This is a genomic window from Novosphingobium sp. PhB165 (assembly GCF_004341845.1).
GTDB lineage: Bacteria > Pseudomonadota > Alphaproteobacteria > Sphingomonadales > Sphingomonadaceae > Novosphingobium.
Genome location: NZ_SLVB01000007.1, coordinates 178021 through 194374, shown reverse-complemented (window position 1 = coordinate 194374; position 16354 = coordinate 178021). Strand labels below are relative to the sequence as shown.

At 62.4% G+C, this 16354-nt stretch carries 13 protein-coding genes and 1 pseudogene; 8 read left to right on the top strand and 6 right to left on the bottom strand.

Features of this window, described 5'->3' with window-relative positions; translation table 11 throughout:
* Positions 1-37: 37 nt before the first annotated feature.
* The 8 genes from EDF56_RS20255 (at position 38) to EDF56_RS20220 (ending at position 10235) form a co-directional block, all read left to right on the top strand.
* Positions 38-2491 carry a TonB-dependent receptor gene (locus tag EDF56_RS20255; RefSeq protein WP_165912285.1) on the top strand — a complete coding sequence of 818 codons (2454 nt, stop codon included), beginning with the start codon at positions 38-40 and terminating at the stop codon, positions 2489-2491.
* Positions 2492-2651: 160 nt separating this feature from the next.
* Positions 2652-4208 (top strand): tannase/feruloyl esterase family alpha/beta hydrolase, encoded by a 1557-nt coding sequence (locus EDF56_RS20250; protein ID WP_165912284.1) that lies wholly within the window; start codon positions 2652-2654, stop codon positions 4206-4208.
* A gap of 53 nt (positions 4209-4261) precedes the next feature.
* The gene (locus tag EDF56_RS20245) at positions 4262-5536 is read left to right on the top strand and encodes a PepSY-associated TM helix domain-containing protein (protein ID WP_132390913.1); all 1275 of its coding nucleotides are present in this window, start codon (positions 4262-4264) and stop codon (positions 5534-5536) included.
* Entirely contained in the window at positions 5491-6075 is a 585-nt protein-coding gene (locus tag EDF56_RS20240) for a DUF4440 domain-containing protein (RefSeq protein ID WP_347812995.1), read from the top strand. Before EDF56_RS20245 ends, EDF56_RS20240 begins: the two co-directional genes overlap by 46 nt.
* 28 nt (positions 6076-6103) lie before the next feature.
* The gene (locus tag EDF56_RS20235) at positions 6104-7279 is read left to right on the top strand and encodes a lactonase family protein (RefSeq protein WP_165912282.1); all 1176 of its coding nucleotides are present in this window, start codon (positions 6104-6106) and stop codon (positions 7277-7279) included.
* A gap of 122 nt (positions 7280-7401) precedes the next feature.
* Positions 7402-8241, top strand: coding sequence for a sterol desaturase family protein (locus EDF56_RS20230; RefSeq protein WP_132390906.1), 840 nt, complete (start codon positions 7402-7404; stop codon positions 8239-8241).
* A gap of 201 nt (positions 8242-8442) precedes the next feature.
* Positions 8443-8766, top strand: coding sequence for a hypothetical protein (locus EDF56_RS20225; RefSeq protein ID WP_132390903.1), 324 nt, complete (start codon positions 8443-8445; stop codon positions 8764-8766).
* 248 nt (positions 8767-9014) lie between these two features.
* Positions 9015-10235 carry an MFS transporter gene (locus EDF56_RS20220; protein ID WP_132390901.1) on the top strand — a complete coding sequence of 407 codons (1221 nt, stop codon included), beginning with the start codon at positions 9015-9017 and terminating at the stop codon, positions 10233-10235.
* Positions 10236-10466: 231 nt separating this feature from the next.
* Here EDF56_RS20220 and EDF56_RS20215 read toward each other — a convergent pair whose 3' ends face one another.
* The 6 genes and pseudogenes from EDF56_RS20215 to EDF56_RS20190 all read right to left on the bottom strand — a co-directional run bounded on the left by EDF56_RS20215 (position 10467) and on the right by EDF56_RS20190 (position 16326).
* Positions 10467-10715 (bottom strand): hypothetical protein, encoded by a 249-nt coding sequence (locus EDF56_RS20215; RefSeq protein WP_132390899.1) that lies wholly within the window; start codon positions 10713-10715, stop codon positions 10467-10469.
* Positions 10716-10809: 94 nt separating this feature from the next.
* A complete protein-coding gene (locus tag EDF56_RS20210) occupies positions 10810-11622 on the bottom strand; it encodes a helix-turn-helix domain-containing protein (RefSeq protein WP_132390897.1) in 813 nt (270 codons plus the stop codon).
* 302 nt (positions 11623-11924) lie between these two features.
* Complete coding sequence (locus EDF56_RS20205; protein ID WP_132390895.1) at positions 11925-12221, bottom strand: GNAT family N-acetyltransferase; 297 nt, start codon at positions 12219-12221, stop codon at positions 11925-11927.
* Between the two features lie 187 nt (positions 12222-12408).
* On the bottom strand, positions 12409-12903 hold the full coding sequence (locus EDF56_RS20200; RefSeq protein WP_165912281.1) for a hypothetical protein: 495 nt from the start codon (positions 12901-12903) through the stop codon (positions 12409-12411).
* 328 nt (positions 12904-13231) lie between these two features.
* A pseudogene (locus EDF56_RS20195) lies at positions 13232-14268 on the bottom strand (IS110 family transposase).
* 531 nt (positions 14269-14799) lie between these two features.
* On the bottom strand, positions 14800-16326 hold the full coding sequence (locus EDF56_RS20190) for a CehA/McbA family metallohydrolase (RefSeq protein ID WP_132390891.1): 1527 nt from the start codon (positions 16324-16326) through the stop codon (positions 14800-14802).
* Between the last annotated feature and the right edge of the window lie 28 nt (positions 16327-16354).

Genomic DNA, 16354 nt, shown 5'->3' with positions numbered 1-16354 from the left:
CGCGATAGGCTCGAACGCGCCTGGGGGAGAGATGTTGATGACGAAGCACAAGAGTGCCTCGGCGTGGCTGCTTTGCGGGCTGGGGGCAATCATCGCTCCCGCCATTGCGCCCACGATGGCCAAAGCACAGGCCGCAACCGATGAGCAGGCACCGGCGGCCGCTCAGGACGCAGAGACAGGATCGGCGCAGCCGACACCCGGCGAGATTATCGTGACTGCCTTGCGCCAGTCGCAAACGGTCCTGAAGACCCCAGCGGCGATCACCGCGATTACCGGCGGCGATCTGCTGGCACGCGGCGTCAACAATCTTGCAAACCTTCAGAACGTGGCGCCCAGCGTGAACATCGCAAGCGGGCGCGACGGCCTTCAGATCGCCATTCGCGGCGTCACCACCACGGACACGTCGAGCAAGGGCGAGCAGGACATTGCCTTCAGCGTCGATGGGGTCAATGTCGGCCGCGGCAAGGCACGCGCCGGTGCGTTCTTCGATGTCGACCGCGTGGAGGTGCTGCGCGGCCCGCAGGGCACGCTTTACGGCCGCAGCGCCACCGGCGGCGCGGTCAACGTCATCACCAACAAGCCCAAGCTGGACGAGCTTTCCGGCTACCTCCATGCCGAATATGGCAACTACGACACCAAGCGTGCGGAAGGCGCGCTCAACATCCCGCTTGGCGATACGGTCGCCGTCCGCTTCTCGGGCGCGTTCAACGACCGCGACGGTTACTCGAAGCCGATCGACAGCAGCACAACCTTCGGCGGCACGACGTACAATGTTTCCGCCAATCAGGCGCAGGCGCGCAATGACCAGAAGGATGCGGTCGGGCGGGCATCGCTGCTTTTCGAGCCCGGGCCGGATCTGACGCTGCGGCTGACCGCAACGGTCGGACACCAGGGCGGTGCGGGTAGCGCGCCGGCGCTGGAAACCCAGCTTGAGGCGCACAACGAGACAGGCTCTCCCGCGCTTTCGATCCTCGCCAATCCGGTGAGGGCCTTCCTCGATAACAATTTCCAGCAGTACGACGGCTCGCTCAACTGGAAGTTCGGCGGTCTCCAACTGGACCTGCTCGGCTCCTACCAGCACATGCACTATGTGCAGCAGGGGCCCGGCGTGCAGGATACAGGCGCCAATGGCGGCGGCGTTACCTCGACGACCTTCAGCTTCGATGCGTTCGGTCCGACCTACCAGTTCTTCCTTCAGGACGATCTCTACAAGACCACCCAGTTCGAGGCGCGGATCTCGAATGCCCTGCCGGGACGCGTCGATTTCGTCGCGGGTGCCAATTACTTCCGCGAGAGCGCGGGCGAGAACGGGCAGAACTGGAATGCCCTGCTTGGCAATCCGCTCGATAGCTCTACCTACATCTTCAATGCGGGCCCCGTGAACACTACCGTTCACAAGGCCGTGGGCCTGTTCGGGCAGGCGACTTTCCATGCGACCGACGAACTGAGCTTTGTTGGCGGGCTGCGCTATACCCATGACGAACTCGACCGCGTCGGTACCTTCGGCCTTCCCTTCGACTTCAGCGCGATGCCGCCCACGCCTTATGGCGATGCGGTGACGGGCGCGGCAGTCTGCAGCTATCCGCATGTCTGCGACGGCGGCCCGGACAGCGGCAGCGAGCGGGACAACAAGGTGACCTGGCGGATCGGCGCCAACTGGCAGCTTACACCCAACGATCTGTTCTACGGATCCATCGCTACCGGCTTCAAGGCGGGCGGCTTCAACGACTACGATCCTGCGACCGGCGGGATCGGGCCCTACAAGCCTGAATCGCTGACCGCATACGAGATCGGCTACAAGGGCCGGCCGCTGCCGGGCGTGACGTTTGCAAGTTCGCTCTTCTACTACGATTTCTCGTCAATGCAGATCAATGGCGGGGTCTACGAACCCACCGTGCTGCCGGTCTTCGTGGTCTATACCTTGTCGACCCCGACGAGACTTATGGGCTGGGAGAACGAGGCGAGTTGGCAGGTCGATGCCAATACCACGCTCAGCGGATCGCTGGTCTGGATGCACACCAAGTTCCGCAATCTGCAGACCGGTGAATATGCCCTGCAGGGCAATCCCATCGACTTCAGCGGAAAGCCGATCGACCGCGCGCCGTCCTTCGAGGCCATGTTGTCGGCCAGCCACACCTTCCAGCTGAAGGACGACCAGGCGCTCGTCCTTCACGTCGGCAGCAAGTATTCGTCCGGCTACTACCTCACCGACTACGCCGATGGCGTGCGCTTCCGGCAGCCGCACTATACGCGCTCCGATGCCAGCCTGACTTACGAGTTCGGCGAACAGAAGTACTCGGTTCAGCTCTTCGTCTCGAACATCGAGAACAAAGTGCAGCGCACGAGTATGCTTGGATACAGCACCAACAGCCCGAATATGCCTTATGGTGGAGACAACTTCTCGATCCCGGCCAACATCCCGGCAAATTACCTCGCCTTCTATACGACCGACCCGCGTTTCTATGGAATCCGGGCCAGCGTGAAGTTCTAAGAGCTGTCGATCTCCGGCGGGCCCAGCCGCCGGAGATCGGCTTCGTGTGAGGTTGATCGGAGATCCTATGACGTATCCCGCGCTGCTGCGAACTTTGTTACGCCAGTTCCGGTGTCAGTTCCGTCTTGGGGGATTGGCGCTCGTTGCACTGTACTCCGGCATGCTTGCGCTGCCGGCAGCCGCGGAGGCCCGCACTCCGGCCGATCCTGCGGCCGGTCCTGCCGGTAGAAGCACCTGCGCGCAGCTTGCCCATCTCGCCTTTCCCGATGCCGCGGACGTTCGCGCCGAGGAGGTCGCCGCCGGTTCCTTCAGCGCGCCGGGAGGGGGAGGGCGCCTGTCCTCGATACCGGCAATGCTTCCCTCGGGAACTGCGAAACCGATCGCCAATCCCGCCTTCTGCAGGGTCACCGCCAGCCTCAGACCGAGCGGCGATTCCGACATTCGCGTCGAGGTCTGGCTTCCTGCCCAGGGCTGGAACGGCAAGTTCCTGGCGGTCGGCAGCTTCGGCTGGGGCGGCATGATCATGTACGGGGGCCTGCTTGACGGGCTCGCGCAAGGCTATGCGGTTGCCAACAACGATACCGGGCATCAGGCCACGCTTGGCGCGGCTGGCGCGGGCGGCGAATTCGCGCTCAGCCACCCGGAAAAGCTCATCGACTATGCCTGGCGCGCCAATCACAGCATGGTGGTCTACGCCAAGGCGCTGGTGCGGGCCCGCTACGGCAAAGGCCCGACCAAATCGTACTGGATCGGATGCTCGCTCGGCGGCCTTCAGGGGCTGATCGAGGCCCAGCGCTTCCCGGCCGATTTCGACGGCATTGTCGCGGGCGCGCCGCCAAACCCCATATCGAGCTTCAACGCGAGCCAGATCTGGGCCAGTTGGCTGATCCAGAGCGATCCTGCGCGCGCTATGCCCAAGGCAAAACTCGCTCTCCTTCACGATGCGGTGGTCAAGGAATGCGGCGGCGTCGTCGGCGCCCAGCAGGGGTTCGTCGAGGAGCCCGGCAAATGCACGTTCGATCCCGGCGAATTGCAGTGCAAGGGCGATGACGCGCCGGACTGCCTGACCGCTGCGCAAGTCTTCCTGATGCGCCAGCTCTACGAAGGTCCGCGCAACAGCCGCACCGGAGCCAACATATATCCCGGCCCGGCGCGCGGCAGCGAGCTCACGCTCGACATGTTCACGCAGGCAAAACCGATGCCGGTCGCCTTCGACATGTTCCGGGTCGTTGCTTTCGAAAATCCCCAGTTCACGCTCGCGGAAATGGATTTCGGGGCGAAGTTCGAGGCTGCTGCGGCGAAGATCGATCCGCTGCTTGGCGTCGGCTCGAACCTTGCCCCGTTCTTCAAGCGCGGAGGCAGGCTCCTGTTTTACGTCGGGTGGAACGACTTCCACAATCCGACCGAGCTTGGCTCCTATTACCAGCGCCTTGCACAGGACAGCGGGCGCCTGGCGGGGCCCGGTACGCGGCTCTTCGCGGTTCCCGGCATGAACCACTGCATGGGCGGCGAAGGCTGCGACACCTTCGACAAGCTCGGCGCGATCGATGCCTGGGCCACAACCGGGCGCGCGCCCGAGGAGATGGTCTCGGCCAAGTACGATCCGAAGGGCGAGGCCATCCGCACCCGGCCGATCTGCGCATGGCCCAAGGTCGCGCGCTACCGCGGTACCGGCAACATCGCCGCCGCTGCGAGCTTCGCCTGCGTGGCACCTTGAACGTGGCCCTCCGGACCTTCGCTCCCTGCCAATCGACGATGGGACTTTCCTGAATGACGCTGCTTAAAATTCACCGTTGGATCGCGTTGGTGGCGGTGATCTTCACCCTCTACCTTGCGGTTACCGGCACACTGCTTCAGTTGATCGACCTGACCGGCATCCTTGGCCATGCTTCGCCCTATAACGCGAACATGCAGGCAATGCGCGGCGATCCCAACGGGCCCGGCGACTACGCGATGATCGGCCCGGCCGACTATCTGGCGCCCCGGCTTCCCGCCGATGCCGATGTACCCGCGCTTCTGGCAACGACCGCGCAGGCCGCGCGGGCCGCGGCCGGGGCAACGCCGATCCGTTCGCTCGATCTGCGCATGCGTGACGGCCAGGTGATCGGCATTGCCCAGCTTAACGACCAGCTTCCGCCGCTGCCCGGTAGCGAAGGGCCGCCGATGCCGCGCCACACGATCCTTGTCTTCGACGCAGTCAGCGGCAAGCCGCTGCCGACCGGCGAGATCCCGCAGCACAATGTCGAGCGACAGGATTCGCTGCGCGTCATCGTCAAGTCGCTCCACCGCCTCACGACTTTCGGTAACAATGCCCTGTGGATCAACGTCTTCGTGGGCGTGGGACTTGCCGTTCTTATCGTGACTGGTGTCTGGGTCCACATCAAGCAGTACCGGGCCCGTGCGAAGATGGGACGCAAGGCGTTCCTCTGGAAAGCGCAGGACTGGTGGCGGACATTGCACCGGGCATTCTCGGTGATCTGCGCGCTGTTCCTGACCGTGCTCGTCGCGAGCGGCCTGTGGTTGGCGGTCGAGAGCCTCGTCTTCGGTTACTACATGTCCGACCAGATCGCACAGGCCATGGCGACGCATCGCCCGCCGCCGATGTTTGCCGATCATTTCAGCCCGCTCAAGGATGGCGAGGCCTATGCGCTCGCCAACACTACCATGGGGGCCTATGCCGCCGACCGTCCGGGCATTCCGCCCCGCGCTGTCCGGCTACGCGTCTTTGCAGGCTACACACAGGGTGTGATCGTGAGCGGCGATGCCGGCGATCAGAGCGCGCAGCAATTCGTTTACAACGCCCGCACCGGCGAGACGATGCGCGAGACGGAGCCGGGCTACCCCGAAGTCGGCTTCCCGTTCGGCTGGCAGGCGCACCAGTGGGCGAAGTCCGTCCATAACGGTAGCCTCATCGGCCTGACGGGGCGCGGAATCGGCCTCCTCGCGGGCCTTTGCATGTTCTACCTCTCGATCTCGGGCATCGTCATGTACGTGCGGATGTGGCGTCGGCGCGCGGCGAACGGCAAGCGGCAGTTCTTCTGGTGAGCGCGCGCTTCTCTCTGCTTGCCGCCGCTGCCGCAATCCTCGCGGTATCCGGCGCCGCCTGTGCGCAGACACCTTCGCCTGCCTCCGGTCCGCCTTCAGCGAATGCGCCCGAGCCCGTGCCAAGTCCTGCGCCGGGGGTATCCACGCCTGCAACGGTTTCGGCGGTCCCGATAACCGCTGCGGCGAAGGCGCTTCTGGCTGCCGAGGATCTCCGCTTCGAGGCGGAGCTGAAACATGATGTACCGGCACTTGGGCGCATGACGGCAGACGACGTCGTCTACAGCCACTTCACCGGGCAGCGACAGGACAAGGCCGCGATCCTCCAAGGCGCTGCCCATGCGCCGTTCCAGAGCATCACGCCTTCGGATCGCTATGCGCGCGTCATCGGCGATGTCGGCATCGTGCGCGGCAAAGTGGCCCGGCAGTTGCCCGGTCGCACGCTGACGGATGGATATCTGGCGATCTACGTGCGCCGTGCCGGCCGCTGGCAACTGCTCGAATGGGTCACGGCCTCGCCCCAGAACCCATCAAAACCATGAATGTCGGTCGCGAGAGGAGAGACCTGAAATGAAAACGGCGCTCAATCACTTGATTGCCGGCCTGCTGCCGCTGGCCGTGCTTGCGGCAATGCCGCTGCCCGCGCTGGCGCGGGACGCCGCTGCCCCGGCTGCTGCCAAAACGCGGCAACTGGTCTATTTCGGCACGCACGGATCGGAGCCGGGCAAGGAACTGTTCGGCGCATGGTTCGATCCGCGCAGCGGTATGTTGACGCCGCTCGGCGAAGTCGCGCAAGTCTATCTGCCGACCTGGCTCACCGTGATGCCGGGCAAGCCGGTACTGTTCTCGGTGAGCGAGGCGGGCAATGACGGCAAGAGCGAGGGGCGGCTGTTCAGCTTCAGCGTCGATCGCGCTACCGGCAAGCTGACCCCCATCAACGATGTCAGCGCGGGCGGCGGCGGCACCACCCACCTCGATTACGATCCGCTGTCACATTCGTTGTTCGCGGCCAACTTCGGGAGTGGTTCGGTCACCGTTGCACCGGTCTCCGCCGACGGCAGGTTGGGTGAGGTTACCGGCCGGGGCCAGAACGAAGGCACGGGGCCGCAGCCACGCCAGAAGGGGCCCCACGCACACGGTGCGACGGTCGCACCCGGCGGACAGTATGTGCTGGTGCCCGATCTCGGGGCCGATCGCACGTTCGTCTGGCGCTTCGATCCCAAGGCGCGCACGATCTCTGCGAACGAGCCGCCCTTTGCCCAGTCGGCGCCGGGTACGGGTCCGCGTCATGTTGTCTTCGGGCGCAGCGGCCGCTTCGCTTATCTCAACACCGAACTGACCGCGCAGGTCGTGACGTACGACTGGGATGCGAAGCGGGGCACGCTGACACCGATCCAGACGGTCGACGTCATGCCTGCCAGTATCGAGGGCAGGCGAAGCGGAGGCGAGATCGCCGTGAGCGACGACGGGCGTTTTCTCTACGTCTCGGACCGCGAAGGCGAGAGCGGGGTCGGCGTCTTCGCCATTGACCAGGCCAGCGGCAAACTCACCGAAGTCCAGCATCTCCAGGTAGGCGAGCGCCCTTGGAGCTTTGCGCTGGCGCCGGGGGGGCGCTGGCTGCTGATCGCGGAGGAAGGCGCCAGCAACATCTCGATCTGGGCGCGTGATTCGGCGACCGGCAAGCTCAGTGCGACCGGGCGCGGGCTTGCGATTCCGAAGCCCGTCAGCGTGGCCTTCATGCGATAACGGCCAGAGGCCCGGGGAGATGTCCTCGCCGGGCCCTGCCGTCGTCGCTTTGCTGTCCAGATCCTCGCTGCAAGCGCTTTCCAAGCCCTCCTCAAGTTTTGCTTATCTGAACGAGTTTCGACATGCTTCGAATGATCTATTCCGGCGAATGGTTGATGCATCTGTGGCTGATCGGGTTCGTCGCATCGGCCATCGTCATTGCTTTTTCGACCGGCTTCCTGCGCGCGCACAAGATCCAGCCCAGAGGCTTCAAATGGAAGCAATTGGGCTTCGAGGCTCTGGTCGCCGTCATCGGCGGGTACGTGACCGCCTTCATCTTAGGTAATGCCAACCGGCTCTTGACCAGCTACGGCTTCATCGCCTTCGATAATGCGCCGGTTGCCTGGTGGCGGGCAGCGATCGAATACGCTGCCTACTTCTTCCTGTTCGATACCTGGTTCTACTGGCTCCACCGGGGGATGCACAAGGAGCCGTTCTATTCGCTGATCCACAAGATCCATCACAAGTCGACCTCGCCGAACCTCCTTACCACGGTGTCGGTCAATCCGCTGGAATCGGTGATCAACGGCGGGTTTGTGCCGATCTTTCTGACGGTAATGACGCTGGTGGGCCATCCGGTCGGCGCGGTGGCCGCAGCGCTGATCCTGCCTACGAACATTGTCATGGGCCTCTACGTCCACGCGGGCTTCGAATTCCTCCCGCGCTGGTGGCACAAAAGTTGGGCCACCAAGTGGTTCATCACCTCGACGTTCCACGACCAGCACCACAAGTTCTTCAACTGGAACTTCGGCGGCTACACAACGATCTGGGATCGCATTTGCGGAACCACCCGCGCCAAGTTCGAAACCGATTACGACAAGATCTGCGATCGCCGTGCCGAATGGTGGCGAAAGCTTTTTGCCCGCAAACCGTCGTCCGCGCTCTCACCCGTGAATGCGATCGCCGACGCGGAAGCAATGTAGAGCGCGCTTCTCGGAATGTGGGCACTATTTTTCGCTGGCCGGACCGAACAATCCAGATCACTCGGCATCGCGAGATTGCAGAATGTGGGTCCTGGCGAAGCGAATGGGAAAGCCGGCCGACCGAACGATCGAGTGCAAGCCTCTGGCTCTTTGCGGGACGTCCGTGAGTGCCAGTCCAATACCATAATGGAAGGACACAAGATGAAGACGAATTCCCTGATCGTGGCACTCGCCGTGGCCGTATCGCCGCTGGCAGTCTCGCCCGCTTTCGCTCAGGCCCCGGCAGCAGCGCCCGCCGCGACCAGCTACACCACGGCGAAGACAGACCTCGGCACGCTGCTCGACAATCCCGCAACGAAGGCCGTGCTCCAGAAGTACATCCCGAACCTGATCGCAAATCCTCAGATAGATCAGGCCCGGGGCATGACGCTGAAGGAAGTCCAGTCCTATGCGGCCGACCAACTGACCGACGATACGCTTGCCAAGATCGACGCCGATCTCGCCAAGATCCCGGCCAAGAAGTGACACCGGTGTGGTTCGGGGAGGCATCATAGCGTCAGGCGCGCTTCTCCGAACCGCAGCGTTGGGGGCCTACGCGGCAATATGCGCAGGATCGTATCGTCATGCGCGAAAACGCGATTCCGCCTGCGCGTTGGAGAACGCTTGCGACAAGCGCGCATGGAACTTCCGATGAAGGGCACGCCAGACTTTTGCGGTCGCATAATGAAGACAGATCGGCGCGCGAACGCGAACGCGATCGGGAAGGAGAAGCAGTGACCTATCTGGCGGAGTTGAAATCGAATTGGCGTCCATTGCTGGCAGCGACCATCGGTGTCGGTACGGGCATGTCGCTGGCAGGGACAATCACCAGCGCGATCGCGCCCAGCATGATTGCCGCCAACGGCTGGTCGAAAGCCGATTTCGCTCTGGTCGGAAGCCTCGGGATCGTCAGTTCACTCGCGTTTCCGTTCGTCGGGCGCATCGCCGATGTGCTGGGTGTCAGGCTCACCGCCCTGATCGGTCAGGTGGCCCTGCCGCTGGTTTATCTGGCCTATAGCCTGATGAGCGGCTCGCTGCGCAGTTACATCGTCATTTTCCTTGTCCAGAGCGTGATCTGCCTGACCACGACCGCGACCGTCTACTCGCGGCTTCCCGTCCAGTGCATCTCGGTTGCGCGAGGGGCCGCCCTTGCCATCGTCGCCTCGGGGCCCGCGCTGGTCAGCGCGATCGGCGGACCGATCCTCAATGATTACGTCGAAGCCCATGGCTGGCGGGCTGCCTATCAGATGCTCGCGATCTTCGCGGCGATGGCGGGAACCATCACTTTCCTGCTCATCCCGCCTGAAGTCGACCGTGAGGCCATCGTCGGCGCACCGCGCCGGCGCGCGCGAGAGGACTATCCGATCATCTTCAATGCTCCGGCGTTCTGGATTTTGCTGGCGGCGATGCTCCTTTGCAATCTCCCGCAAGTAATCATGCTGACCCAGCTCAAGCTGGTGCTGCTCGACAATGGGGTGACCGGGCGCGGCGCATCGGTAATGATCAGTGCGTTGTCGATCGGTATGTTGACCGGCCGGCTTCTGACCGGCCTCGCCCTCGATCGCTTCAATCCTTTCGTTATTTCCTTCATAACGCTAGCCTTACCGAGCCTTGGGTTGTTCATAATCGCGTCGAGTTTCGATGCGCCTGCGGTCCTGACGACTGCCGTGTTCTTCCTTGGTTTCGCGTTCGGTGCCGAAGGTGACATCATCGCGTTCCTGGTGGCTCTGTGCTTCCCGATGAGAATCTACGGCTCGGTCATGGGGCTGATGACCGCGGTAATGTCTGCTTCGGCGGCCTTGGGCGCAGCCTTGCTCAGCCTTACCCTGGCCAGGACCGGGGGATTCAACATGTTCCTGGTAATCTCGGGAACGGCGGTCCTCGCAGGCGCGACGCTTCTGATGACTTTGTCGCGGGCCCCGCGCCCGCTCGAACGGGAGGCCTGCGCACTATAGCAGGATCGCGGCGGATGGCGTGCCGGGGGCGGCGGCGTGCATTTTGGCGCGACGTTTGCCTTGGTGAAACCGGCGCACCGCGCGTGGTCTCGAAGCTTCGGTGCGGTCAATGAGGGCAATGTGCTGGGGCGTGAGACAGTGGGCGCATCCTGACCAGCCGTCGCGTTCCAGAGACACGTGCACTGCGCAGACGGCAAGGATGAAAAGAGATGCCACCGGGAAAGCAGTTCCTCACTTAATAAATTTGTTGCCTAAAGCGTCGAATTCGGAACATTTTGCTGCACGCGCTTTGCTCGCGTCGAGCCCTTTGGGTCGCAGCTGAAAGGCTTCAGCAAGCAGATCGCGTGTCTGTTGGTGCCGCATTGAATCGGCACTTGCAAAGTAACTTGCGGACGCAGCATTGCCGGGACCATGCCCCCGTTTGGGCCGGTAATGCTGCGTCTCTGCGGCCATGCGATCGAGAGCACCCATCGCGCTCATGTTCGTCTCATCGACGAGTGCGGGCCGCTGCGACGGGGAGGAAATCTGCGTCCGGGAATTTTCCGCAAAGGGTAGGGATAGTGGCCGCTCGTGGTCAGTCCGCAGCATAGATCGCGTGGCTGCGCTCGATCGGAGGAGCGTCTACAAGGCACTGGCGCATCACGGTGCCGACGGTCTTGATGATCTCGCTCGAGCTTGTCGGTTCGTTCTGGCCGTAGATAAGATTGAGTGCCATCGGTCTGTCGTCGGGCTGCCGCGGCATCAGTGTCGAAAAGCCCCAGGCGTTGCTACCAAACCCGATTGGCCCGACTAGATAACGCCGCGCACCGGCAGCCTGGATTTCTGCGAGCACTTCGGCAACCTGGAACTTCCTGTCATCAGGCGCCTCGGCATTGAGGCGGCGCACAATGCCTTCCCGGCGCTGCATCGGAATTGTCGAGAGCATGAGCAATCCCGCAGCGCTCTGCTGAGCCTGTTCCTTGACCCCGCTGGCCAATTCGCGCGTCGACGCCATGGCCTGCGGGCCGTGGCGCCAATGAACGATCTGGCTATCGAGACCCACCAGCGTGGTCAGCGATACCGACAGGCCCGTCTTCTCGACGAGCCTGTCGATCAGGCGGACAATGCTGCCGTCGCGGACGAACTGGTGCTGACCGGCAGTGCCGATGAGCGCAGTGCGCGGCGTAGGCTTGTAGGCCCGGGTAACATGGTCCTTTTGAAGCAGGCCGAGTTCGACCATCGACATCATCAATTCCGACGTGCTCGACTGCGGACGGTCGTAGCGCCGCACGAGATCCATCACAGTAGCTTCCGGGTGGGCTTCGTCGAAATACTCGAGCACCTCGACAACCCGGCGAGCAATCTTCGCCTTGTTGGAGGCTGGTAAAGGCGTGGCTGGCTTGGCCATCTGGCTGATCCTCTCATAGAACTAGGTCGCTCGATCCGGGTCTTGTGCCATCAAGGGAGAGCGACTCGCTATTTACTAAGGATGGTTAGCATTGCGTCCGATAGGGCTTCAAGTGCTAATAGCCCTTGGTCCCGCATTAGCGAGGCAAGGGACGGCGGCGGCACAAGGGTTGATAGAGCCTGCCGTCGTTGCTGAATCGGGTCGCGCCTCCCACTCCGGTTCTTCCTTCACGGAAGACGGTCACCATGAACAAGCAGAACTGGCCGGCAACCATCAAAACGGATTAGCGCTCGGGATCGAAGCTACAGGTCCAGCGACCATGTTTCGCTTCCGATGTCCTGTCCGAAGTGGCGCTCGCGTTTGGTTTCCCGCCGCTTGAAGCCCGCGCGCTCGTAGAGCCGACGCGCGGCCGCCAGTTGACTATCGGTCCACAGATCCAGTCTCGCGTAACCCACGGCACGGGAGCGGTCGACGCAGGCCTCGATCAATCGTCCGCCTACGCCCGTTCCGCGAGCCTCGGGCTCGACATAGAGCAGGCGAAGTTTGGCAACGCCTGGCTCAGCGGTGCGAACGAGGAAAATCGATCCAGCTATCCCCAAAGTTCACATCGCTGTTTGAGCAGATAAGGCTGAAGCTCCCTAGCCGGATTGTCCGCTGAGTCGGCGGCTCCGAACAGGCAGCTAACAGGTTAAAATCTTGAAAAGCCGCCCTTCGGCTGAACGACCGACCGCTCCTGGCACCCGAAGCAAGCGCCGCCAAAGTCGGAAAAGTTGGGGCAACCGGACGTCAACGCGCAGATCCAACTCTGGAGCAAGCTGCAGCGTTCAATACATAACTATTGAACCAAACACTCCCTTTGCCGCGCCCCACCTCGTGATCCCGGAGAGCACAATGGCTGTACCCACGTGCGGTCATGTACCTGTCGATCAGAGGTTCATCAAACGTTGAATCCGCAGTGAATCCGCCAGCGATGATAGAGAAAATGAATATGAATTGCGGCCCCTTTTTTGTGATGTCGGCCTTCAATGCCATTCCGATGCTGGCGATCACGAAGGCACATCCTACCATGAATACTGTTCTCAGGCCGGCGATATCAATATCGATGGCCGGAACTTGAGCATTTGCTGATCGGATACCGGACATGAGCAATATGATCCCGCCGCCATTAATCTGGCCCACTAGGTCATTTATAAAGAGGAAGACTCCTACAATCCCTACGGCCGTGTAGAGAATTGTGCGCCGTTCCCTTCCGCCTACGTATCGATCTTTTTCATGCTCCATAAAGGCATTGGTGCATTATCGGCAGGGCTTCGAAAAGACGGCCTCTGAAGTTGTCCAGATTCCGCTTAGTTGGCGTGTCCGGAACGGCATCTGTGGATGGCTCCCGCGTTGCAAGCACATTTTGAGGATCTGGCTTTTGGACGGGTGCAGTCAGCTAGGGACTGCTGGCCCTGATGGGGTTCGCGAACGAGGTTCCTATCAGCTTAGCAGGCTATATACGCCTTAGCCGTTCCATGGATTGTCCTCGCTCCGGTCCGCCCGGTTTCGCCATCACTTCTCTTTGCACTCAAAACGTCATTGGGCCGATCGCCTCAGCCCGATCTCCATGTCATGCCGCCAATGCCGGCAGGTGACGAGCGTGGTAGACCTCGCCACGTGTCATGATAGCCCAGGCGATCCGCGCGATTTTATTGGCCAGAGCGATACTCGCCAGCTTCGCAGGCTTTCTCGCCAGAAGAGCGATCAGGCGCGGATCGACCGCATCGGGTTTGTCTTTGGCGCGCCGGATCATCGAAGTCGCGCCGATCACCAGCAATTGCCGTAGGTATTTGTCGCCCATCTTGGTGATGCTCCCCAAGCGCTCCTTGCCGCCGCTCGATTTCTGGCGTGGGGTCAGCCCAAGCCACGCCGCAAACTGCCGGCCCGAACGGAACTGGTGCGGGTCAGCAACCGTCGCGGCCAGCGCAGTTGCACCGACAGGGCCAATTCCCGGGATCGTTGACAGACGACGCGCCACGTCATCGCTACGTTGGATGGCCCCTATACGCAGATCGATTTCGCGAAGTCGCGCATGGATCTCCAATGCTTGCCTAGCAAGCAGGGCGATGATTTCACTCGCAGGGTCGGGTAGGTCAAACGCTACCTCATCATCAACAAGCTGCCGCGCCTTGGTCAGAGCCTGCCCTAGTCCCGTCGGGATTGCGAGGCCGAACTCGCCAAGCTGGCTTCGCATCAAATTGACCAGTTGCGTGCGCTGCCTGATCAGAAGGCTGCGCACTCGGTGCAACGACAGGCCAGCTTGTTGTTCGCGCGACTTAACCGGTACGAACCGCATCGTCGGGCGCGTCACCGCCTCACAGATTGCCTCCGCATCGACGGCGTCATTCTTCCCCGCTTTACATATGGTTTGACGTAAGCTGGCGGCATCAGCCGGACCTCGTGACCGAGCCTTGTCAGCTCCCGGGACCAATGATGCGACGTGCCGCACGCTTCGATGCCGATTAGGCAAGGCGGGAGCTTCTGGAAGAATGATAGCATCTGAGAGCGTCGCAATGACTTGCCGACAACTGCCTTGCCCTGCGTATCAACACCGTGAATCTGGAAAACGTTCTTGGCCAAGTCGAGGCCGATCGTGCTAATCTCCATCTGGGTGGCTCCCATCTGCTCGTGAATGCCTGATAGCCTTCACACTTTGGCACCTAGATGCCGTGAGCGGGAGCCATCCACCTCATCTGCTTCGCAGAGGCGAAAGGGGAAGCCGACATACAATTGCCTTGGTACCAGCTTCCGTGACCGATCCCACTGGAATGCAGATCGGAGTGCCAGACAACGGGCACGTCCGTCCTGCATTAAAAGTTCGCCGCTCTCCGTCCGCTCGATGATGTGGGTGCCGCCGTCAAGCCAGGAATACTGCCATGCTGTTCCTGTTTTGGTACTTGCCGTTACCTCGCCGGCTATCCGTCGAAATTTCTTTGCCCTTCATCCTCCACCGCTTCGAACACTGAGCCGTTCCATGGCTTACCGAAACAAGACGCACTCGAGCCGGATAATCGTGTTGCGACTGACTTCTCGCCAGCTGTCACGATACGAGGTCATGGGCGTCACTCCCAGCGCCTTCCACGCCCTGATGATGAACTGCAAAGGTCAGAAAGTCGATGATACCTAGGCGGATCGCGTCTAGGGACGTGGCGCAACGATGTAGATCGGGTTTCCGATCAGGAGACGCTTGCCTGACTGGTCGCGGATATCGGCCCTGAACCAGCGCGCCCTGGCGGACGCCGGAAGGCGAAACTGTAGCGCGGCCTGGCCGCTCGCCAGACTTTCGCCGCCGCTGAGCGTTTGATGGCGGCCATCGACAATGAGATCGACCCTGTTGCCCTTCATGCCGTCGACCGTGATGAGCGCGTCGACCGAGCCGCCGGGCCGGCGTTCCAGCGTTCCGCCCATCACGGCCTCGCTCTTGCCGCTGGTGGCGGACATGTCGAGCAGGGCTCCGCGATGCGATCCGTCCACGTCGATGAAGACCCGACCGGACTGGATGCCCTTGAGGATATCGGGCTGCGAAAGCGACTGTGCATGGACCACTGTGGTCGGTGTCCCGATGGGCGATTGTCCGCCCACCGGCGAACTGCCGCGATGCCCGTCGACGGGATCGTGGTTGTCGCTGCCGCCGACGCCGGTGAGGTGGAAGCCCTTGGAGAGCAGGTCTTCCCAATAGGCCGTGCCGGAGCCCTTGCCGTCATCGAAGGCGCCGTTGTTGTCAGCCGCGATGCCGCCATTGGCGACTTCCATCGATGTGACGCGGCTGTAATCGGTGTTCGGCGCGCTCCAGCCGCAGCCGAGGCAATCCTCGCCCGTGGGAATCTCGGGATGGTTCACCGAAATCAGCGCGCCGGTCTCGGCCGAGGCATCGAACAGCGCATTGATATCGGCGGCGCCGGGCGCGCCAAGCCGGAAGTCCACGAAATCGGTGATGCCGAGCAGGTTGTAATGGCCGTACTGGGTCGTCATTTCCCGGCCGGGGATCACCAGCATCCTGTCGAAATAGGGAGCCAGTTCCGCGAGGAAGGGGACCTGCGAATTCACGTTGTGATCGGTCACCACCACGAAATCGAGGGCGCGATCGGATGCCTGCCTGAGCGAGAAATAGACCGGGCAGGGGATGGCCCGGCCGCTCTGGCTGCGGCACGCGGCGTCGCTTTGGCCGGTGTGCACATGCAGGTCGCCGCGATACCAGCCGGGAGCGGCATTGACCGGGACCGGCGAGATGACTTGCGCGGCAGGGCCGCGATCGTAGTGCACCGTCATCTTATAGTGCGAGGTCTGACCCGGGCGGATGCTTGCGACCGAGAGGCTCAGTCGCCACCGGCCCGCGCGAATGGGGCCGGGCAGGTAGGACGAACTGGCGAAAGTGTTGGCCACCACGATGTGCGGCTTGATGCCCCCGCCCCAGCCCCGCAGGCGCTCGGGATCGTAGAGCCCCGTCACCAGGATCGTGCCGTTCTCGCGCCCTTCCCAGGCGATATCGACGGTGATCTTGCTGGTTCCTTCAGGCACGTCGAACGGCAGCTCGCGGTAGCTGCCGAGGTCGCCGCGCTCCAGCACGCCGGAGAGCACCGTGTCGGGAAGGTCGGTCGCCGCATGCGCGGGCGCGGCAAAGGCGAAAGTGGCGAGTGCGATAGAGGGCCAGGCGGCGTGCTTCATTGAAAATTCCAAACTCGCATCTGACGAA

Coding starts and splice junctions, on each gene's coding strand:
- EDF56_RS20230 (WP_132390906.1), top strand. CDS start 7,402: ATGCTTCGAATGATCTATTCCGGCGAATGGTTGATGCATCTGTGGCTG.
- EDF56_RS20250 (WP_165912284.1), top strand. CDS start 2,652: ATGCTTGCGCTGCCGGCAGCCGCGGAGGCCCGCACTCCGGCCGATCCT.
- EDF56_RS20210 (WP_132390897.1), bottom strand. CDS start 11,622: ATGGCCAAGCCAGCCACGCCTTTACCAGCCTCCAACAAGGCGAAGATT.
- EDF56_RS20225 (WP_132390903.1), top strand. CDS start 8,443: ATGAAGACGAATTCCCTGATCGTGGCACTCGCCGTGGCCGTATCGCCG.
- EDF56_RS20200 (WP_165912281.1), bottom strand. CDS start 12,903: ATGGAGCATGAAAAAGATCGATACGTAGGCGGAAGGGAACGGCGCACA.
- EDF56_RS20245 (WP_132390913.1), top strand. CDS start 4,262: ATGACGCTGCTTAAAATTCACCGTTGGATCGCGTTGGTGGCGGTGATC.
- EDF56_RS20215 (WP_132390899.1), bottom strand. CDS start 10,715: ATGAGCGCGATGGGTGCTCTCGATCGCATGGCCGCAGAGACGCAGCAT.
- EDF56_RS20255 (WP_165912285.1), top strand. CDS start 38: ATGACGAAGCACAAGAGTGCCTCGGCGTGGCTGCTTTGCGGGCTGGGG.
- EDF56_RS20190 (WP_132390891.1), bottom strand. CDS start 16,326: ATGAAGCACGCCGCCTGGCCCTCTATCGCACTCGCCACTTTCGCCTTT.
- EDF56_RS20235 (WP_165912282.1), top strand. CDS start 6,104: ATGAAAACGGCGCTCAATCACTTGATTGCCGGCCTGCTGCCGCTGGCC.